This window comes from Paenibacillus fonticola DSM 21315 (genome assembly GCF_000381905.1).
GTDB lineage: Bacteria > Bacillota > Bacilli > Paenibacillales > Paenibacillaceae > Fontibacillus > Fontibacillus fonticola.
In genome coordinates, this window is sequence record NZ_KB907249.1 from 241,944 (window position 1) to 263,033 (window position 21,090).

Annotated in this window: 19 protein-coding genes; 18 read left to right on the plus strand and 1 reads right to left on the minus strand. The window is 46.4% G+C overall.

Going from position 1 to position 21,090, the window contains the following annotated elements; translation table 11 throughout:
• Nucleotides 1-212 precede the first annotated feature (212 nt).
• The 3 genes from G358_RS0107390 (at nucleotide 213) to G358_RS0107400 (ending at nucleotide 5,008) form a co-directional block, all read left to right on the plus strand.
• Complete coding sequence (locus G358_RS0107390; protein ID WP_019636568.1) at nucleotides 213-2,558, plus strand: AraC family transcriptional regulator; 2,346 nt, start codon at nucleotides 213-215, stop codon at nucleotides 2,556-2,558.
• A gap of 25 nt (nucleotides 2,559-2,583) precedes the next feature.
• On the plus strand, nucleotides 2,584-4,221 hold the full coding sequence (locus G358_RS0107395; RefSeq protein WP_019636569.1) for an extracellular solute-binding protein: 1,638 nt from the start codon (nucleotides 2,584-2,586) through the stop codon (nucleotides 4,219-4,221).
• A 100-nt stretch (nucleotides 4,222-4,321) separates the two neighbouring features.
• Nucleotides 4,322-5,008: a phosphoribosylaminoimidazolesuccinocarboxamide synthase gene (locus G358_RS0107400; RefSeq protein ID WP_019636570.1), complete on the plus strand. Its 687-nt coding sequence runs from the start codon at nucleotides 4,322-4,324 to the stop codon at nucleotides 5,006-5,008.
• Between the two features lie 116 nt (nucleotides 5,009-5,124).
• Here the strand turns inward: G358_RS0107400 and G358_RS0107405 are convergent, their stop codons facing one another.
• Complete coding sequence (locus G358_RS0107405; RefSeq protein ID WP_019636571.1) at nucleotides 5,125-5,772, minus strand: copper amine oxidase N-terminal domain-containing protein; 648 nt, start codon at nucleotides 5,770-5,772, stop codon at nucleotides 5,125-5,127.
• Between the two features lie 283 nt (nucleotides 5,773-6,055).
• Between G358_RS0107405 and G358_RS0107410 the strand changes: the two genes are divergently transcribed.
• From G358_RS0107410 to G358_RS0107480, 15 genes are all read left to right on the plus strand, one after another.
• Nucleotides 6,056-6,760 carry a response regulator transcription factor gene (locus tag G358_RS0107410; RefSeq protein ID WP_026342122.1) on the plus strand — a complete coding sequence of 235 codons (705 nt, stop codon included), beginning with the start codon at nucleotides 6,056-6,058 and terminating at the stop codon, nucleotides 6,758-6,760.
• Nucleotide 6,761: 1 nt separating this feature from the next.
• Complete coding sequence (locus G358_RS0107415) at nucleotides 6,762-8,159, plus strand: sensor histidine kinase (RefSeq protein ID WP_019636573.1); 1,398 nt, start codon at nucleotides 6,762-6,764, stop codon at nucleotides 8,157-8,159.
• A 77-nt stretch (nucleotides 8,160-8,236) separates the two neighbouring features.
• Nucleotides 8,237-8,776 (plus strand): hypothetical protein, encoded by a 540-nt coding sequence (locus G358_RS0107420; protein WP_019636574.1) that lies wholly within the window; start codon nucleotides 8,237-8,239, stop codon nucleotides 8,774-8,776.
• 87 nt (nucleotides 8,777-8,863) lie between these two features.
• Nucleotides 8,864-10,033, plus strand: coding sequence for an FtsW/RodA/SpoVE family cell cycle protein (locus G358_RS0107425; protein ID WP_033403849.1), 1,170 nt, complete (start codon nucleotides 8,864-8,866; stop codon nucleotides 10,031-10,033).
• Nucleotides 10,030-10,722, plus strand: coding sequence for a phosphatase PAP2 family protein (locus G358_RS0107430; RefSeq protein ID WP_019636576.1), 693 nt, complete (start codon nucleotides 10,030-10,032; stop codon nucleotides 10,720-10,722). Before G358_RS0107425 ends, G358_RS0107430 begins: the two co-directional genes overlap by 4 nt.
• A gap of 88 nt (nucleotides 10,723-10,810) precedes the next feature.
• The gene (locus G358_RS0107435; RefSeq protein ID WP_019636577.1) at nucleotides 10,811-11,551 is read left to right on the plus strand and encodes a GTP pyrophosphokinase; all 741 of its coding nucleotides are present in this window, start codon (nucleotides 10,811-10,813) and stop codon (nucleotides 11,549-11,551) included.
• A 267-nt stretch (nucleotides 11,552-11,818) separates the two neighbouring features.
• Nucleotides 11,819-13,084 carry an ABC transporter substrate-binding protein gene (locus G358_RS0107440; RefSeq protein WP_019636578.1) on the plus strand — a complete coding sequence of 422 codons (1,266 nt, stop codon included), beginning with the start codon at nucleotides 11,819-11,821 and terminating at the stop codon, nucleotides 13,082-13,084.
• 70 nt (nucleotides 13,085-13,154) lie between these two features.
• A complete protein-coding gene (locus G358_RS0107445) occupies nucleotides 13,155-13,553 on the plus strand; it encodes a nuclear transport factor 2 family protein (protein WP_019636579.1) in 399 nt (132 codons plus the stop codon).
• Nucleotides 13,554-13,642: 89 nt separating this feature from the next.
• Nucleotides 13,643-14,002 (plus strand): VOC family protein, encoded by a 360-nt coding sequence (locus G358_RS0107450; RefSeq protein ID WP_019636580.1) that lies wholly within the window; start codon nucleotides 13,643-13,645, stop codon nucleotides 14,000-14,002.
• 85 nt (nucleotides 14,003-14,087) lie between these two features.
• Nucleotides 14,088-14,723, plus strand: coding sequence for a hypothetical protein (locus G358_RS0107455; protein ID WP_019636581.1), 636 nt, complete (start codon nucleotides 14,088-14,090; stop codon nucleotides 14,721-14,723).
• A 198-nt stretch (nucleotides 14,724-14,921) separates the two neighbouring features.
• A complete protein-coding gene (locus tag G358_RS0107460) occupies nucleotides 14,922-16,193 on the plus strand; it encodes an ABC transporter substrate-binding protein (RefSeq protein ID WP_019636582.1) in 1,272 nt (423 codons plus the stop codon).
• A 15-nt stretch (nucleotides 16,194-16,208) separates the two neighbouring features.
• The gene (locus G358_RS0107465; RefSeq protein ID WP_019636583.1) at nucleotides 16,209-17,906 is read left to right on the plus strand and encodes a methyl-accepting chemotaxis protein; all 1,698 of its coding nucleotides are present in this window, start codon (nucleotides 16,209-16,211) and stop codon (nucleotides 17,904-17,906) included.
• Nucleotides 17,907-18,140: 234 nt separating this feature from the next.
• Entirely contained in the window at nucleotides 18,141-18,893 is a 753-nt protein-coding gene (locus G358_RS0107470) for a GNAT family N-acetyltransferase (protein ID WP_019636584.1), read from the plus strand.
• Nucleotides 18,894-19,156: 263 nt separating this feature from the next.
• Complete coding sequence (gene bioB, locus G358_RS0107475; protein WP_019636585.1) at nucleotides 19,157-20,155, plus strand: biotin synthase BioB; 999 nt, start codon at nucleotides 19,157-19,159, stop codon at nucleotides 20,153-20,155.
• A 103-nt stretch (nucleotides 20,156-20,258) separates the two neighbouring features.
• Nucleotides 20,259-20,978, plus strand: a complete 720-nt coding sequence (locus tag G358_RS0107480) for a 3-ketoacyl-ACP reductase (RefSeq protein WP_019636586.1) — start codon at nucleotides 20,259-20,261, stop codon at nucleotides 20,976-20,978.
• Nucleotides 20,979-21,090 lie beyond the last annotated feature (112 nt).

A 21,090-nucleotide genomic window follows, 5' to 3' on the forward strand; every position in this document is an offset into this window, starting at 1 on the left:
TTTTAATGAATAAGGTTTATGGAACCCGAATGGACGAATTTATGTCCCTTCGGGTTTTTTTGCCAGTGTAAGTGCGGATATCTTCCCGCTTTGAACGTTTTATCAATCCAATTGACGCTATTAAGCATTCCAGTATGTAATATAATATCGGTATAATAGCTTGTAAGCGTTTTATTTCTATACACTTAATATATTATATGGGTGATGATAGCTTGTTAAATATTCAATACTTATGGCGAAGACGGAAGAGCGTTATTGTCACTTGGCTGCTGTCTTACAGCGCAGTACTTATCGTGCCTATTATAATCAGCCTGGTCATTTATGCGCAGGCGAATCATGCCCTTAAGAGCGAGATTCATCGCGCCAACGATTCCTTGCTGAAGCAGATGCGCTATACGATCGATAATCAAATCGATTTGATGAAACGCCTCAATATGGAAATTACGTGGAATGAAAAGCTGCAAAATTTAATGTATTCCAATAAGCCGGCAAAAGAGGCTCCGTTCGTCGCCTATCAGCTGGTGAAGGAATTTCGTTTATACAAAACATCTTACGCCCTCATCGATGAGTTTTACGTCGTTTGGGATCAAGGGGAGTCTGTACTCCGGTCTGGCAACATCCGGGACATGAGGACGGCCTTTCGTACACTTCATAACACCGGAGCTCTCTCCTACGATGAGTGGTTGGAGTTGGTGCAGCAGGGAGGGGCAAAACGCTTTGCCGTCATGCCTCATCTCGATGCTGCTCCGGCGAAGACATCGATCGCCTACATCACCCAGCTCCCCAATGATTTGAATGGGAGGGAAACCGGGACCATTGTGGTCATGGCAGATGCCGCGAAGTTTCTGGCAGCGATTGAGAGCATTTCCGGCTTTAGCGGCGGCTTGCTGCTTATTTTGAATCAGGATAACGAAATACTTATGTCCAACCGTCCGGGAGCTCCGGAACTGGAGCCTTTCCTGGACGGAGAGCGCGTCCGGCTCTCATCCTCGCGCGTTGGGGAGTCGGAGCTGTTCTACATATCATCCGCGGTGTCTGAGCTAAAGTACGCTCTCATTATCCCGAGCAGCATTTATTGGGAGAAAGCGGAGTATGTCCGAAAATTCACCTATATCAGCATTATGATCAGCCTGATCGGCGCTGGAGTGCTGACCTGGTTTTTTATGCGCCGGAATTACTCGCCGATTCAGGAGCTTGTAGAGTCTCTGAATGACCGGAATACGGAGGAGGAGCACGGAGACGGGAATGAACTGCGCATGATCCTGCAGGCCATATTGGATACAAGGAGCGAGAAGGATCAGATTGCGTCGCAGCTGAAGAAGCATCAGCACGTGCTTCGCTCCAATATGATTCACCGGCTGCTGAAAGGCAAGCTGGACACCCCGGTGCCTTATGAGGAGGCGTTTCGCTCCTTCCATATGACGCTGCATTCGCAGGAGTTTGCAGTTATTTTGCTCGTATTGGAAAATGAAGAAAGCCTCTATGAGAAGCTTCCTGGCATAGATTTAAATGAGCGAAGGAAATTGATACCTTTCATTATCGCCAACGTTGTGGAGGAACTGGTGCTGCAGCGTCAGCATGCCAGCTTCGTGACCGAAATCGATGATATGATGGCATGCCTTATCAATTTGCGGCCGGATGTGCCTCACGGGCTGGCAGAGCTCCGCCACATTGCTGCGGAAGCCCAAAGCTTCCTATGGCAGTATGAGATGGAGCTGACGATTTCGATCAGCGGCAGCCATTCCTCCTGGTCCGGCATCGCCGAGGCTTATCAGGAGGCGGTCGATGCTATGGAGTACAAGATGGTGCTCGGCAAACAGGGAATCATCGCCTTTGCCGATCTCCATGCAGACGGAACCGATCACGTCCAGTCCAGCTATTACTATCCCCTGCAGGTGGAACAGCAGCTTATTAATTTCATTAAAGCGGGGGATATCGAGCAGGCTGCTTCTTATATGAATGAAATTACCGAACGGAACTTTGAGAAGCCGGTAATGTCATTAACACTGGCGCGCTGCCTGATCTTTAATCTTGTAGGTACTGTGATCAAGGCAATTAACGAGCTAGGCGGCGCTGACAGCGGAATTCTAAGCGAAAAACCGCTATGGATGGACAATATTATCGCTAGCGATACGATTCAGGAGATGCAGATAGAGCTGCAAAAATTACTTGCTGAAGTATGTGCGTATGCCGCATCGAAGCGGACATCCAATCTATCCCAGGAACGGGAAGTGTCCTTACGCGATCTGGCCGCCAATGTCACCCGTTATATCGAGGACAATTTTACGGACGCGAATTTGAACGTGAACGCGATTGGGGAGCATTTCGATTTGAAGGGTAGTTATTTATCGCGGCTGTTCAAAAGTCAGACCGGGGAAGGACTGCTGGATTACATTCATAAAATACGCATCGGGAAGGCGAAGGAAATGATGCAGAACAAGCAGGAGTCGATTAATGAAATTTCCCGATTGGTTGGCTACAATGATGTGGCGACCTTCATCCGCGTATTTAAGAAGTACGAAGGCATTACCCCGGGAAAGTATAAAGAAATCTACTGATTGCTTAAAGGAGGAGCCTTTGAAGATGAGAAGGGGGACGATTTTCGCACGGGTCGGAACGATAGTACTGGCGGCTGCGCTGCTTGCCTCATGCGGGAGATTAGCCGCCGATTCTCAGATTGTGGAAGGAAAGGATCGCATCGGTAGGGATGAAGGGAATGGCCAGAACGAGGGAACACTCACTTACTGGGCAGAATTGAACGGGAATGCCGCAGGAATTAAGTCAACCTTTCAAGAAGTGCCTTTCTTCCAGGAGTGGCAGCGAAAAACAGGGGTCAAGCTGACCTTTATTCAGCCTCCGTCCAACCAGGCCAAGGAGGCAATCAATGTGCTGCTCGCATCCGGAGAGCTGCCGGATATGATTGAATATGAGTGGAGCAAATTTCCGGGCGGGCCAGAGAAGGCGATTCAAGACGGATACATTTTAAAGCTGAATGATGCGATCGACCGTTATGCGCCGAATTTAAAAAAATATTTGCGCGAGCATCCCGATATCGATAAACAGATTCGTACCGCGGACGGAAGCTATTACGTCTTCCCGTTTATTCAAGGTGATGACCGCTTGCGGACGTATCAAGGGCCGATTCTTCGGAAGGACTGGCTGGACGAACTGGGTCTTGGCATCCCCATCACGATTGACGATTGGCACGAGGTGCTTCAAGCTTTCAAGAAAGAGAAGCAGATAGAAGCCCCCCTTACATTTTTGGGGGTTCCTTATCCTTTATTCGGCATAGAGGGCGGGGGATTCGTCGGCGCATTCGGCGTCAAAAAAGATTTCTATCTCGAGGATGGAATCGTAAAATTCGGGCCGCAGGAGCAGGGGTATAAGGAGTTTTTGGCCCTGTTCCGCGACTGGTATGCCGAGGGGCTGATCGATCCAAACTTCGCGGCGGTCGATTCGGTGACCCAGGATGTGAGCATGCTCAGCGGGCGGAGCGGAGCGTGCATATGGAATGCAGGTGCGGGAATTGGCACATGGCTGCCGATTCTTAAGGAGAATGAGTCCGCAGCGCAGCTTGCCGCGGCTCCTTACCCTATATTGCATAAGGGAGATCAGCCGAAATTCGGACAAAGGGCCCCGGCCATCGGCTCAAGCGGTGTGGCCATATCCAGCAGCATCAGGAACTTAGAGGAAGCAGTACGCATGCTTGATTATGGCTATGGCCCGGAAGGGCATATGCTGTTCAATTTCGGCATTGAAAACTTAAGCTACACGATGAGCGACGGGTATCCGGCTTATACCGGTCTGATCCTGAATAATCCGGACAAGCTGGCGCCATCGCAAGCGCTTGCCATGTATACGCGGGCGAGCTATTTCGGGCCGTTCGTGCAGGATGTCCGCTATATGGAGCAATATTATATGCTGCCGGAGCAGAAGGAAGCGATCCGGCTATGGACGGATACCGCTGCAGCGCTTCATACGCTGCCTGCCACGCCGAAGACAGGGAAGGAAAGTGCGGAATTGTCAGTGATCATGCAGGATGTGAGCACATTGGTGGACGAGATGTCGCTTAAAATTATTCTAGGCATCGAACCGCTCAGCGCTTTTGATGCCTACGTGGACAGGTTGAAATCCTTGAACATTGATCGGGCCATACAGCTCCAGCAGGCAGCGTTGGACCGGTACAATCAGTCGCTTTTGGACGAAGAGATCCGCAAATAAGGGAAGTGCCCCCCGTGGATGATATTTAAAAAAGTTGGTATTCCCTCTAAAAGGCGTGCTATATTGTATGTATAATCTTTTACTGGAAAGGATCTCGAGGATGAAGCATATCTACACGGGTAAAACCAAAGACGTATATGGACTTGAAGATGGAAGCTATTTACTGAAGTTCAAGGATGATGTTACGGGAGAAAATGGCGTATTCGACCCAGGCGCCAACACGGTCGGATTGACGATGGAAGGCGCGGGTAAGGCTGGGCTCCGTTTAACGAAGCATTTCTTTGAAATTTTAAAGGAAAAAGGAATTCCAACGCACTATATAGATGCTGATATCGATAATGCGACGATGACGGTAAAACCGGCAACCATGTTCGGTAAAGGACTTGAAGTCATTTGCCGCTATAGAGCGGTGGGGAGCTTCCTGCGCCGTTATGGGATGTATGCCAAAGAAGGTCAAGCCCTGGACGCTTTCGTGGAAGTGACACTTAAAGACGACGAGCGCCAGGACCCGCCGATTTCGGAGGATGCGCTGGACATGCTGGGGATTTTGTCTTCCGCCGAGTATAAAGTGCTTAAGGAACTGACGCAATCGATTGGCAATGTAGTTAAAGCTGAGCTTGCGAAGAAAGGCATCGAGCTGTACGATATTAAATTTGAATTCGGCAGAGTAGACGACGGCGCTCAAATCGTGCTCATCGACGAAATTTCCGGCGGAAATATGCGGGCCTACAAAGACGGCGAGTATGTAGAACCGTTAGCGCTGGAGAGATTAATTGTAGAAGGATAACTCGGCTGTTCATTTCATCATGAATACTAGACGCTGCAGAACCCGGCCTTGAACTAGGCCGGGTTCTATTAAAATAAGGTGTTAAACAGCTTCGAACCGCATTGGAAGCAAAAGGTCTATCGTTCCGAAGTTGTAATTGTAATCGTGTTAGTCTGCGAATCCCAGTCCACGTCTGCGTCGAAGGACTCAGCGGCAAAACGGGCCGGCACCATCGTATAGCCATTAATAACAATTGGCTTTGCCCGCAAAGTTAGCGGCTTGTCTTGCTTTAAGGCGGCTGTGCTGTCCACAGTCAATTCCACAGTCGAGCCACCCTTGGATGCGGTGATTTTCTTCGTGGCCTGATCCCATTCCAAGTTAGCACCCAGTGCATCGAACAAGTTTTTCAGCGGAATCAGTACCGTGCCATTGACGATGACGGCTTTTTGATCCAAAGGCACGATGCTGCCATTGACGATCAATGTAATATCAATCGTGGTATATCCTTTTTTAGGAGCGGTATTTTTACTGCTTGTGCTAGTTTTGCTAGAGGAGCTTTTATTGGTTGAAGTACTTGATTTGGTGGACTTGGTTGTTGATTTGGTGCTGGAATTGTTCGTGCCGGAATTGTGATAGTGATAGCCGCTGCAAAGACCTTTCTGTTTCGATTTCTCAGAGCAATTATGTCCGCCATTAGCGTCTGTTCTGCCGGAATGGGCCAGGGCGGCAGTTTGTGCGGATAACAGCAAAGCCAGACTGATAACCAGAGCGACAATTTTTTTCATCGTACAGCCTCCTTAGAGTCGTCATAAATTAGATACTTAAGGGCTATATCGGTTTAAAGCACCGGAATGATTATGAAGTTATGAGAGATAATTTGCCGATTATTGTGGACACCATTTTTGAAATAGAGGAATAAGAGTGGCAAGGATAAATAACCCAACGGTTCTGATGGACTGTTTGGGTTTTTTTTGATCATATGAAGCCTACGGCGGATTTTGCATCACAGTGTGATAAGTGTTTTAATAGGGGGATATTGTTTTGGAACAAGCTTTTAGGGAGGACCATATGGATTTGGATAACCGCAATCATGTACTTATCGTGGAAGACGATGAACATATCAGGCGTTTTGTGGCGATTAATTTGGAAGGAAGCGGGTTTGAAGTGTCGGAGGCGGCGACTGGAGAAGCCGCACTACAGAGCTTCACGGCAGAAAGGCCTGATGTTGTTGTGCTGGACATTATGCTTCCTGACCAGGACGGCTTCGAAATTTTCCAGCGTTTAAGAGGAATCGACCCGGAAATCGTGATCATTTTTCTGACAGCTCGTGGACAGGATTTGGATAAAATCAGAGGACTGGAGCTTGGAGCGGACGACTATATCGTCAAGCCGTTTAATCCGATGGAGCTGACGGCTAGAATTCGCACCGTACTGCGCCGTGTCCATAAAGCGGGAGAGGCGCGAAATAAAGTGCTGCAATCCGGCTTTATCCGGCTCGACCTGACATCCAATAAGCTGTATAAACTAGAGGATGTAATTGAAGTAACCCCTAAGGAGTTTCAGATGGTAAGGGCATTTTTGGAGCATTCCGATGTGGCTTTATCGAGAAATGAGCTGTTGAATCTGGTCTGGGGAGAAGATTATGTCGGTGATACGAAAACGGTGGATGTCCATGTCCGGAAGCTGAGGGAGAAACTGGAGGAAGACAGCACCAGACCGCAGTTAATCGAGACGGTGTGGGGAGTCGGATATCGCTGGAGGAAGGACGATTGAATTGGGAATACTGCAAAGGCTGGTTGGAAGCTACCTCGTTGTCATTGTGACAACGGTGATCATTTTGGAAGCTTTTCTTATTGCGGCGGTTAATTATTATTACAACTATAATATTGAACAAATTTTAACCAGCCAGGCGGAGCTTTCGGCGTCCTTTTATGAACAGTATTTTGCCGGCGGCAATTTAGAGCAGCAGGCGGAAAAATTGTTGAAGGGATTTTCGCATCATTCCGCTGCCCAGGTGCAAATTATTAGCTCATCTGGCCAGCTTATGCAGGATTCGACAGGATTACAAACAGAGAACAGCATGCTCGAATACCGGGATGTTCGCCTGGCGGCGAGCAGGGGGCAGCCTGAAACGTGGCGAGGTTATGATCCAATCGCCGAGGAAGAAGTATTGGCGGTATCCTATCCGCTGCAGGATGCAGGACATTCCATAGGCGTTGTACGCTTTGTAACCTCGCTGGCGGGTACAAAGGAAACGGTCCGGCAGATTTCCGTCCTGTTGATATCCATTGGTCTTATCGTGATTGGCCTCGTTGCTGTTGTTGGCATTTTGCTGTCCAGAACGATTACAGGATCCATTACCGGATTGAAGCAGACCGCCGAAAAGATGGCTGAAGGGGATTTCACGGCCAGAGCCCAGAAGAGGTATCGAGACGAGTTTGGAGCGCTAGCTGATACGTTAAATACGATGGCTGTCAAAATACAAGAGCAGGATCAGCTTAAAAATGAATTCATTTCCTCGGTATCTCATGAGCTGCGCTCCCCGTTAACGTCGATCAAAGGCTGGGTCATTACATTAAAATCCGGACTGCTGACGGGAAAAGCAACGATTCAGGATGGCCTGGAAATTATCGAGTCGGAAACAGATCGATTGACACGTCTCGTTGATGAGCTGCTGGACTTCTCGAAGTTTGAAGACGGCCGGATGGTATTAAATTATACGGCATTCCAGAGCGCAGATTTTCTGCAAAATATAGGCAAGCAGCTTCGGCCCAGAGCAGCCAGGCAAGGGATAACTCTACAGGTGCAGGCCGGGGATTCGCTCCCTGTCATTAAAGCGGATGAAAGCCGGTTGAAGCAGGTAATGATCAACTTATTGGATAACGCCCTTAAATTTACAGAACCTGGCGGTACTATCGTCATTACAGCCCGGCTTGCCGGAGAGCAGTTCATTATTACCGTCGAAGATTCAGGAGCGGGGATCGCGGAGCAGGACGTTCCGAAGCTGTTTCAGAAGTTTTATAAAGGAAACCATAGTATGAGCGGTAGCGGCCTGGGCTTATCCATTTCAGAGCAAATCATTAAGCTTCACAAAGGGGACATATCCATTGACAGCCGGTTAGGTAAAGGAACGAAGGTGACGATCTTTCTTCCAAGAAGCGAAGAACTGTAATTTTAACTATTTCATAACCCCTTTCACAATGAAACCTTATAAAATAGGAAAAAGAAGAATTAAGGAGCGGGATGCGCATGTCAAATCGGCTCATCATAAGTCTAATGGCGGTAGCATTTCTTGCATTAAGCGGATGTGCCGTGCCTTCGATGCCGGGCGAGCTGATCTCGGCCCCGAATGTTGGGGAACATGTTCATAAGGAAGATGAATTTCGGGCGAGCCTCCTAGCCTTGCTTCCGGAAGAAGCCCGGCTGCCGACAGCGTCTGACCAAGTAGAGAACAGCATTTCATACGGGGATTTGGACGGAGACGGCACAGATGAGGCCGTGGTCGTATATGAACTGGATGGGCATAACGCACGAACACTTACAGCGGCATTGCTGATGCGGAAGGAAGAAGCATGGCAGATCGTGTGGCAGATGGAAGGCCACGGCTACAGTTTGGATTATTCCGCAATTAATGATGTGGACCAAGACGGGCTTCCCGAAATTCTGTTAGGATGGTCATTAGGCGCGGATGTGAATGGACTGGACATTTATGAATGGGATCATAACACCTTGAGACTGCAGGATAGAAGAGGTTATCATGGAAATCTCGACTTAAGCGAGATGCGATAATGGAGTCAAGGAGAACGATTCTGTAATATGAATCGTTTTTTTCAGCCTTTTTTGGGCAACACGTATTTTAAATTTAGGGGTTCAACTATGACTTTTTTCGACAAGCTTAAAAAAATGGATATCGTAACTTTGCTTATTATCATATGTTTAAATATCATAAGCACTGTGGCGATTTACGGGGCTACAGCCGGTACAAAATTGGACGGCCTGCATAAGAACAACATGCTGCTGAGTAGCTTCTCCTTGCTATTGCTGCTGACTGTGGCTTTATTTGACTATCGGATTCTTTTCGGCAAACTGATTTATATTTTATACGCATCTGGAATAGGGATGCTGCTATTTGTCCAATTTAAAGGGGAAAATATTAACGGCGCGGTACGTTGGCTAAGTATTGGTTCGCTCCAGCTTCAGCCTTCCGAGCTCGTTAAAATTTTTACCATCTTATTTGTCGCCGATATGTTAAACAAGCGAAAAGGCAAGAAGCTGCGCTTTGTTCAGGATGTTCTGCCCATTTGCCTCGTTTTTCTGATTCCGATCGTACTTATTATGAAGCAGCCTGACTTAGGCACAGCTCTCGTCTTTGCCGGCGTACTGATCAGTATGCTGTGGATGGGAAATATTCGTATGCGGTATATGCTGCTCTTTCTAGGTACTGTGGTCATTTTAATTGGATCTGTCGTTTGGCTGTATTACATGGACAACGAGTTGCTCTCCAAAGTAACCAAGCCCCACCAAATGGCAAGAATACAAACATTTCTTGATCCGGCGAGTGATCCCGACAAGTCCTGGCATGTGAAAAATTCAATGCTGGCGATCGGCTCCGGAAGCTTGACTGGTGATGACGGCTACTTTTTGGAGCAGGGTTATATCCCTTATGCCTACTCCGATTCTATTTTCGTAGTCATCGGTGAGAAATACGGCTTTTTAGGCTCGGCCGTACTGCTTCTGCTGTATTTTTCCCTCGTTACCCGGTTGATTAATGTTGTTATTGGCAATAAAGAGCTTGCCGGCTCCTATGTTGTCATCGGCATTATTGCTATGTTTGTTTTTCAAATTTTCGTCAACATCGGGATGCATATTGGCCTGGTTCCTTTGACGGGGATTTCACTTCCTTTTATTAGCTATGGCGGCAGTTCACTGATTACAAATATGATTGCAATCGGGATCGTATTAAGTGTGAGTCTGCATAAGGCTGAACCAGCAATGAATATTCCGGAATTAGCGGGAGCGACTGAAAAAGAGAGGACAGAAATATGAAACAGATTTATAAGCCTTTTCGCTTGAATCCATACATTTTGATTTGGGGTATCGTATCGTTAGCCGGCTTCAGTATAATGGCCTTTATAGCGACTCGCCAGCCGATGAATTCCATTGACCTGAGCATCGCCGCATGGGTGCAGGGCTACGAAAATGAACATTTGACGGGCATCATGATGCTGTTTTCTACACTTGGGTCGGTTAGGTTTTCCATCCTTATTATGAGTATGGCCATGGCTGTATTATTTTTCGTATTGCAGCACCGAATGGAGCTATTGTTTCTGGCAGCGAGTTTGGGCGGAGCAGCCCTTATGAATAAAATATTGAAATTGGGGTTCCAGCGGGAAAGACCGCTCGTGCACCGTTTAATCGAGGAAACGGGGTACAGCTTTCCTAGCGGTCATGCGATGGGTGCTTTCGCCTTATATGTTGCGCTGACCTTCCTTCTATGGCGTCATGTCCGTTCCAGATCCGGGCGGATCCTCCTTATTGTGCTCAGTTGCATGATGATATTCATGATTTGTGTCAGCCGAATTTATCTTGGTGTTCACTATCCAAGCGATATCATTGGCGCTTTACTGGCCAGCGGATTATGGTTGACGGTGATGATCGGTATTTTTCAGTGGTATGCGTGGTATACAGGCCGCTCCACCTTATTATCCAGACCTAAAACTCCAGGCAGCCGTTAATGGGGGCAGCGCTTGGACGCGCTGCGTGCATCGTCAATCCGAATTCGTTATAATGATAGGAAAAGGAACAAGCAGGAAGGGAAGCCGAATGAGCGAACGACAATTAGAGCAGCTAAAAAAAATGCGCAACGAGATCACCCGATTTTTATTAAGCTACAAATTTGCCTTGGACGAAATGGAGACGAAAATCGAAATTTTAAAAGAGGAGTTTGAGTCTCTGCACGATTATAGTCCTATTGAGCATACCAAAACCAGGCTGAAATCACCGGAAAGCATAATGAGCAAACTGTATCGCAAGGGCGGGGATTTCTCCTTTGAATCGATTAAAGAGACGGTAAAAGATATTGCCGGCATGCGCATAACGTGTTCTTTTCTATCTGATATTTACCGGGTAAGTGATATGCTGCAGAAGCAAAGTGATTTGAAGGTGCTTGAGGTGAAAGATTATATTAAAGAGCCTAAACCAAATGGTTATAAGAGCTTGCATCTGCTTATTGAAGTACCGGTATTTATGTCCGACCGGGTGGAGTCTGTCTGCGTCGAAGTCCAAATTCGAACGATCGCGATGGATTTTTGGGCCAGCCTGGAGCATAAAATTTTTTATAAATATAATCAGTCCGTTCCCCAGCGGCTGCTGCAGGAGTTGAAGGAGGCGGCGGATACAGCGGATGAGCTGGATCATCAAATGGAACGCTTAATGAATGAAGTCCAGACGATCAAACATTCGCATGAGGACAATTCCCACGAAGATTTGACCAGTATCATTATAAATAATCAAAAATTAAATTTGCCTCGGGCATTAATAGACGTACTAGGCAAACAAGAATGATGGTCCGGGGACAGTGATTCAGTGGAACGATCCATTAGTGCGGGAGCGGGATCGTACTTCAGGAGGCCGGCGGGTGACCTTGAACGTCCTTCTGGTGTATACTTAACAATAGAATAAGCTCAAGCATACGAACAACCCAGCTGAAGATTAGAGCTCCTCTTTTGGCTGGGTTGTTTATTTTTTATATGAATCTAATCAGGGAGACAAAGGAGGTTGTAGTACCATTCATATGAATAAATTTAATGCAGAAGCGATGGAGGTTTCATTTTGATTAAGTTAGTGAAAATGATGGCAGCTGCAATCATTGTTTTATTTGCAGCCAGTTGTTCAGCAGGAACTCATCCGCCATTCCCTAAAGATGCGGAGCTTATTTTGGACATAGGCTATACGAACGAGCAGCATTTTAATCAAAGATATTCTAATTTACTAGCGATAGAATATCCTAATATGCAGTTCAATATTTTTGCTACAAAAGGATTGATTCAATCCGAGCAGCCTGCCGAGTGGCTGCGCGATCATCCGGTAGATTTGATTTATGTTCCCTCATCTCGGATCAAACAATTTGTAGAGGAAGGACTGCTCGCTGAAATCGATTCTCTTATTAAGAGGGATCAGCTGGAGCTGGACCAATTTGTGCCTGCGGTTGTTGAGCTTTCAAAAGAATATGGGAACGGTAAGCTATATGGGTTGCCATCGAATTTTTATGGCAGGGCTATTGTGTATAATCAGGATTTGTTCGATAAATACGACGTTGCCTATCCAACGGATCAGATGAGCTGGGAAGAGTTGTTGCAGCTTGCCGGCAAGTTTACTAGGTCAGAATCTGAGAGCTCTGATCTGAAAGGATTATCCCTTAGCTATTCAAGTCCTTTTGCACTTATCCAGCAGATCGGCACAACCGAAGGGCTTCAATTCTTCAACGACCAAGAACAGGTTACATTCAATAGCAGCTCCTGGGCAGCGGTATGGGGCCATGTTCTCTCGGCATATGAAGCCGGTTCACTGGATTTCAATCCGGATCTAAATACGTATCTTTCTCCCTTTTTAACGGGGGAGCGGGCGATGGTCGTCATTTCATATGAAGAGTACAAAAGAATTGAGCAGGAGAAGCCAGCCTTTAACTGGTCTACGGTCACTGTGCCCGTCAATCCAGCCGAGCCGGAGCGTTCAAGTGAAATGCGGATTCCGGGAATGTATGCGATCACGGCCGTAGCGGATGATCAGGAAACAGCCTGGGAGCTATTGAAATTTCTCGTTTCCGAGGAAGCGGCCCGCTGGGATCACCGCCCAAATGATGGATTTTCGACCCGTTTAAATCAGCTGACGATGGATCCGTCGGCTCAGGAGAAAATTCAGTCTTTTTACAAATTAACTCCTGCCGTACCTGAAGATCATGCCGAACTGCCGGCCGAAATCGCCGATATATCCCAGGAAATTACAGATCAAATATTCAGCCGGTCCATTTCGCTGCCGGAAGGTTTGGATACATTGCAGCAAGCGGCAGAGCAAGCGTGGGAGAATCGTACTAATTGAGTAATAGAGTTGAAAGACGGAACTAAGATAACGAATAAATCTAGGGTACATAGAAGGGAGTTCATTCATTATGAATAATGAGTTGGCCGAACAAATGATCAGGAGCTATTTTAAATCATGGGTTGATAAGGATTTCCAAGCCTTCTTAAGTACACTGCATCATGAAGCGATTGTGAGGGAATGTACTGGCGCAGTAATTCATGGGAGGGCGGAGCACGAAAGATGGTTTTTAGAATGGAACAATGGTCATAATAAAGTAGAATACTGGAATGTAAAAAAGATAGGCTTCGATCAAAAGCAATCAATTGCATGCGTGGAGTGGCAATTTGCGTGCATTTATGATGAGCAGCAATATATTTGGGATGGAGTGAGTATCGTTTATTTCAGAGATTCGCTTATTATTGAAATAAATGAGTACGAAATGAAACGGGATAAATTTTATCCGTACCGTCTTACACCTGGAGCGTAAAGCAGGCTAAAATGAAGGTGAAAGCTGGCCGAGAACGCTTTATCGATGAGACAAGGAGGTTAGCGACTAAAATATAAAGGAGGCCGTAAATGAATTCGAGTCCGATCTTAAATCAAGTTGGTGCCATATTTATTCCGGTAAGCAATATTGAACAAGCACGTGACTGGTACTGTGACATTTTGGGTTTGCCTGCAGACGGGGAAGTATTATTTGGACATCTATATGTTTTACCTATGAAGGGGGAAACCGACATCGTCTTGGATAGTAAAATATTTCGGGTAGATAACGTATTCAAAGTGCCAGCCTTTCACTTTAATACAGACAATATTGAAGAGGCTTATCGGTATATGAGCTCGAAGCAAGTGGAGCTGATAACGCAAATCGAGCATAATCAATGGTTTAATTTCAAAGATCCGGACGGGAATCATCTTATGATCTGTAAATGCTAAGCAATGAAATGAAGTGAAGAGAAGTGAAGATTCAGCGCTAAACACGACGGAGCTTCTTTTCCGGAGCATGATGGAGGCCTAACAAGTGAGAAGAAAGCCTTTTTATATAATTGCACTAATTTTGGGATTAGCTCTATTGCCCTTTCATCATTTAAAATACTCTGTTGGAGATACTTTATTTACAGCGCTGGGCATATCGCCATGGAGCAATGGGAGCAGCAATACAGGGTTGCATTTCCCGGTCATTATTGGCACTATACTGCTTGCTATCGGCATAACTGGCATATACCGGAGTTACCGATCTAAATATCCGCGTATATTGAGATGGCTTATCCTAGGCAGTATCGCGTTTTTTCTAGTGTTCCCTTCCATCTCGGAGGCTGCAATGTATGTCGTAAAACACAATGCACAGGGGGACGATTCGGTGGATGTGACGGTGGCCAGCTGCCGTTACAACATTAATGATAAACAAACTGAAGCAGAGTGCACCTTTACGCTTTTCAACTATGGGAAAGCTGAGAGCCTTACAATCAGGCCCATCTTTACTAAACAGATGAATGGATTAACCGATATGAAGTTCGAGAAGAACGAGCTATCTATGGACAGACATAGCAAATTTGATGGCACCATGAAGTTTCAAGGCAGATTGCCTAATGAGGCGAGAATTTCGGGATGGTCGTCTCAGGTAGAGATGGAAGTGGAAGTGCAAAACAAAAAGTGACATTTTGAATAATATGAGTACTGCAGGACTGCTCTTGAGCAGTCTTTTTTTCATTCTTTTTTCATTATGCTGAAGACGTTTTTGGACGCTGCCTGGCCCCAAATTAATTATTTCTTCATTTCGCTTTCTGACTATTAAAAAATTGGCGAATTTTGTCGATTATTAGGTAAATAGATTTAGTTCTTAGGAGGGATACCTGTGAAAAGCAATCGGCACTATTTTTTTATGCTGCTCGTGATCTTAACTGTCATGGGACTTGTCGGCTGTACAGAAAACAAAGGCATCAAAGAAAGCAAGGAAGACAATTCACCGGTTACGATTAAAGTAGCATGGTGGGGAAAGGATGTCCGGCATGAACGCACATTAGCAGCTATTGATATGTTCCAAAATAAGTACCCAACGATTAAAGTAGAGCCGATTTATATGGATTTTAATGAGTATTTTTTGCAAATGGCCATACTGACAGCGGATCAGCAAATTCCGGACGTCATTCAAATGGATTATAACCATATTGCCCAATATACCGAACGGAAGCTGATCGTATCGCTTGATACATATTTAGAAAATGGAATCATCCAGCGTGGGGAAATTGATGATGCGTATCTTTCCGGCGGAATGATTAACGAACAATTGTATGGGATTCCGCTTGGAACGAATGCGGCAAGTATGGCATACAATCCCGCGCTGTTTGATCAGGCAGGTATTCCTTATCCTACCGCTGAATCGACATACGATGATATTATGCAAATGGCCCGTGATTTGAAAGCCAATATCAATAAAGAAGGTTTTTATCCGCTCGCGAACAATGTGGCGCATGAATTCCCTTACTATCTTCGTCAGAACGGGGCTGCGATGTTCAATGCGGAAGGGAATTCACTCGGCTATACAGAAGATAAATATTTTGTCGAATATATGAATATGCAAAAAGCATGGAAACAGGAAGGGCTGATTGGTTCTGACGGCGCTGCTCTGTTTCAGGAAGAAGGCGCTGCGCTCATATCGCAATGGAGCAATCAAACGGCAAACCTGGTGAAAGAGGGGGTAGTGAAAATTCTTCCCCTTCCTTCGATTGCGGGAGGAGAGGAAGGGAATTATATCCGCCCGGCTACGTTTTTTTCGGTCACATCGTATAGTAAGCATCAAGAGGCGGCCGCAAGCTTCGTAGATTTCATAACGAATGATGTTGAGGCGAATAAAGTGCTGCTTGGCGAACGCGGCGTACCGATTTCTGCCAAAGTCCGTGAGGAAATCATGCCTTTAATTAGTGACAATGATAAAGTTCAGTATGAGTATATCGAATATGTTCAGAAGCATTCCCGGGACATTGATCCACCGGCTCCGAATGCGGGCTCGAAGGTGCTTAGCGTGCTCAAGCGTTACGAAGGCAAGGTGCTAAATGGCGAGTTGATAGTGGAAGAAGCGGCAAAGCAGTTTCGTGAAGAAGCAAATAAAATCCTGGCAGCGGGATAAAAGGGGATTTTAGCGATGAAGATGAGTATCGGCACTAAATTATATGCGAGTTTTTTCGCAATCCTGTTGTTAATGGTTGGTTTGGCCGCCTTCGGATTAATGGAGATAACTAGTCTCAATACGACTTACAAGGATTTAATTAATGAGAGGGTGGCGGCTTCGGGCTTAGTCAAGGATTTGAACATAGCGATTAAAAATGAACAGTCCAGTGTCGAGTCCTATTTGCTCTATGGGGATGAGAGCAATTTCTTGGAATATGAAGCGGCAATCGCTCAGTATACGGAAACAAGCAACAAGCTGAAGGAGATCATTACGGTGGGCGACATCGATGATTGGCAGACGATCCAGGGCATGGACTTGCTCCAGCAGGAGTATACCGTTCTCGCCGATCAAATGATCGATTTGAAGCAAGAAAATAAAGTGCAGGATTATTTAAAAATAGGCGCGGAACAAGTCGATCCTGTTATAAATGCATTTATTAATGCGTCCAACCGGTTAGTTCAGGAACAGCAGGATCTGCTTGATCAAAGCTATCAAGAGACGTCCAAGCACGTCAATACGATTTTTATGCTTGTTGTTGCCGTCGCGGCAGTCAGCGTTCTGCTTGGTCTTGGCATCGCTTTTACGATGAACAGGATGATTACAAGACCGGTGCTGGCCTTGTCGGGCGCAGCTGAACGCATTGCTGGCGGTGATTTGACAGTAGATACGATACAGGTCAAGAGCAAGGATGAAATCGGCAAATTAGCGGCCGCATTTAATGAAATGAGCACAAATCTTCGCCATCTTTTGCAGGAAGTGTCCTCCCATGCGAATCAGGTGGCGGCCTCTTCCGAAGAACTGACCGTTGGAGCAGAACAGACGACCCGGGCTACCGAGCAGGTCGCTGAAATTTCGGAGCAGGTTGCTTTAGGCACCGAGGTTCAGGAAAGAAATATACGGGAGAGTGTCATTTCAGTTCATAACATGTCAAGCGAGGCTCAGCAAATCGCCCAACGCTCCGAGTTAGCCTCAAAGCAAGTTGTCGAATCTGCGGAGTTGACGATCCAAGGGAATGGCGCGGTACAAACAGCGATCGATCATATGAATGAGATTAATGTGACCGTCCAGCAAATCGCTGAAAGTGTAACGAAATTGGGCGAGCGCTCCGAAGAGATCGGACAAATTATTAGCGTTATGTCGGATATTTCGAACCAGACGAACCTGCTCGCCTTGAACGCATCGATCGAGGCGGCGCGGGCCGGGGAGTCTGGACGGGGATTTTCCGTCGTGGCCGCTGAAGTGAAGAAGTTATCCGAGCAATCTTCGCTATCCGGACAGCAGATTGCTGAGCTTGTGACGGCGATTCAAGAGGATACACTGCAAACGATTAGCATTGTAAACAGCGGTACCAAGGTGGTTGAATCGGGAATTGCCTCTGTTCAGATCGCGGGAGATTCTTTTGAAAATATCCAGCATTCTATCCAAGAGGTATCTTTGCAAATCGAAGCTGTGTCTCAGGCCTCAAGCCAAATGTCTGCCGCAACAACGCAGCTTGTCACGGCATTTGATGCGATTGCGCAAATCTCCGATACGAATGCGCTTGGCACTCAGAATGTGCTGGCAGCCACGGAAGAACAGGTTGCTACGATGCAGCAAGTTTCCGGCTCTTCAAGCGAGTTGTCGAAAATGTCTGACGATCTGTTGGCGATGGTGGGCAGATTCAAGATTTAAAACGGTAAGGTTAAACTTTATGCTTTGTGGTTTATGTTGTTTGGTGCTTCAAACTTGATGCTTTCATTTGGAAATAAAGTATGCTGTAGAACCGCTCTTAGAGCGGTTCTTTTTCTTCGTATATGCTAACACAATCGGGCAGCGATACAAAAAAGTATATGAAATTTAAATTTAATATTGAATTTTAATCCGGAATGTTGTATTTTTATACGGAATATAGTGAGGGGTGAATACATGTCATTATTGGTTGAGGAGCTTTCCTTAAACGCGTGGCCGGCTTTAAGAACGATAGTTCACGAAGGTTGGCTATTGCGTTTTGCTGAAGGATATACGAAGAGATCGAATTCAATCAGTCCCATTTATACTCAACCACAAGGAGACATTGAACAGCGTGTTCGCTATTGCGAAGAAATGTATGAGGCTGCGAAATTAACGACTATTTTTAAAATGACCCCGTTTATACCGGATGGCTTGGATCAGTATTTGTGCCAAAGGGGATATACTAAGAGGGAGCCCTCGAGCGTGAAAGTGTTAGACAATTTACAGCCTATCCGGGAGCCTAGGCAGCAGGAAGTAATTATAGAGGATCGATTTAGCGAGCAATGGCTGAAAACGCTGGCGGTCATGAATGGACTCTCTGCAAAAGAGTTCGACGTTTCCAGGAGGCTCCTAAGCGGCTCGCCGCTCCAGCAAGGCTTTTTTACTCTGCTTCACAATTGTAAACCGGTGGCCTGCGGGTTAGCCATTATTGAACAGGGTTACGTCGGTGTATACGATTTGGTTACCGCCAAAGAAGCTCGTAATCAAGGGCATGGCGAGCAATTGCTGCTTCATATTTTAAAATGGGCCAGAGAGAGCGGCGCAACAAAAAGCTACCTGCTCGTCGTGCAAAATAACGCGGCTGCCAATCGTTTGTATGATAAATTAAACTACCAGCATTTGTATACTTATTGGTATCGATGCCGAAATGATAGTGCATATTTATAAACTATTTGACGAATCATCTTGCCGGGGAGGCATTTACACTATTTACAATAATGAAACAACTCTGGTAAGATGTTCTCGTTTGGTTTAATTGTAAACTTAATTTATATCCTTGGTTAACAATCATTTACTAGGACTGTGTTTATATTCAAGACCCAACTGTCAGCAGTGAATTTGAAAGAAAGTACATGACATGCGAGAGGAACTAAATGTAAATCAAAGAGAGCAGTCGAGAAATAGAGAAAACAGAAGAGGATGATGGAAGCATGAGTTATGCTGCGAAAACGTTGAATTGGGAGCAGCTCGCGGATAAAGCGCTGAACGGCGAACGGCTGACGATGGAGGAAGGATTGGCTGTACTGGAAGGCGAGAAGGAGCAGCTCTTGCCGATTATGCATGCCGCTTATAAGGTAAGAAGCCACTATTACGGCAATAAAGTCAAACTGAATATGATTATGAACGCAAAGAGCGGATTATGTCCGGAAGACTGCGGATATTGCTCGCAATCTATTGTCTCTAGCGCCGCCGTACCGAAATATTCGCTTTTAGATAAAGAATCGCTGCTTGCAGGTGCCCGTGAAGCGATGGCTCGTCAGGCCGGTACATACTGCATTGTGGCTTCCGGAAGAGGACCAACGCCGGGGGAGCTGGATCAGGTCATTGATGCGGTAACGGAAATTCGCCGTACGATGCCGCTTAAAATATGCGCCTGCCTCGGCTTGCTGCGGAACGATCAGGCTGAGCGTCTGGCTGCGGCTGGAGTGCACCGCTATAATCATAACCTGAATACAAGCCAGACCAATTACGCATCAATTACGAAGACGCATTCCTATGAGCAGCGTGTGGAGACGGTCGAGAAAGTCAAGATGTCCGGCATGTCGCCTTGTTCAGGCGTTATCATTGGAATGGGCGAGAGTCCTGCGGAGATTGTAGAAATGGCATATGCGCTCCGTGAGCTGGACGCTGATTCGATTCCGGTCAATTTTCTTGTGCCTATTCCGGGGACTCCGCTGGAATCGTCTATCCCGGTCACACCGCTGCAAGCGTTGAAGGTACTGGCATTATTTCGCTTGATATGTCCTGCTAAGGAAATTCGTGTATCGGGCGGGCGCGAATCCAGCTTAAGGCATTTGCAGCCGCTGTCTCTTTATGCAGCGAACTCCTGGTTTGTCGGCGATTATTTGACAACGGGCGGGCAAGAGGTGAAAGAGGACCACCAAATGATCGAAGATCTTGGTTTTGAAATCGAGCAGTGCGCCCTTTAATTCCGGTTCCACAATTTGTTATAGGCATAGGCGATTCGTTATAATAGGATGTGGAATGACTAATAAATCGTTCTGGGCTAGGAATAAAAAGGAGAGATAAACCATGAACTTGAACAACCAAACTGCCATCATTACGGGCGCAGGCAAAGGCATCGGCAAGGCAATCGCACGGGCGCTAGCCAAGGAAGGGGTTCATTTGGGACTAATCGCGCGCACCGCTTCTGATTTGGAGGCGCTACAGTCCGAGTTGCGAGAGCAGCACGGCATTAAGGTTGCCATCGCTTCCGCCGATATTTCCGATCAATCAGCGGCAGAGAAGGCCGTAGAGGAGCTAGTATCCGAGTTAGGCGGCGTAGATATTTTGATCAACAACGCCGGCATTGCCAAATTCGGCAAACTGGTGGACATGGATCCGCAGGATTGGGAACGAATCATCCAAGTTAATTTGATGGGAACCTATTACATGACTAGAGCGGTACTTCCTAAAATGATCGCTCAAAATCAAGGGAATATTATTAACATCGCATCGACAGCCGGCGAAAGAGGTTTTGCTACCGGCTCCGCATACAATGCTTCCAAATTTGCCGTTATGGGTTTAACGGAGGCCGTTATGCAGGAGGTTCGCAAAAATAACATTCGTGTTGTGGCACTTACGCCTAGTACGGTCAATACGGAGCTTGCCGAAAATGCAGGCTTGAAAATTGGCGAAGAAGATCGGATGATGCAGCCGGAAGATGTCGCTGAGCTGGCGTTGGCTACTTTGAAGCTTCCGCAGCGTGTATTTGTTAAAACAGCTGGTATCTGGACGACGAATCCGCAATAAACGATTAGGATAGACGGGCAAGGCCCTGAACCGCTGCAAGCGGGGCAGGGCTTTTTACATATTTTCAAAAATATTAGCATGAACCAACTTGATTTGACTTAGAAAAAGTTTG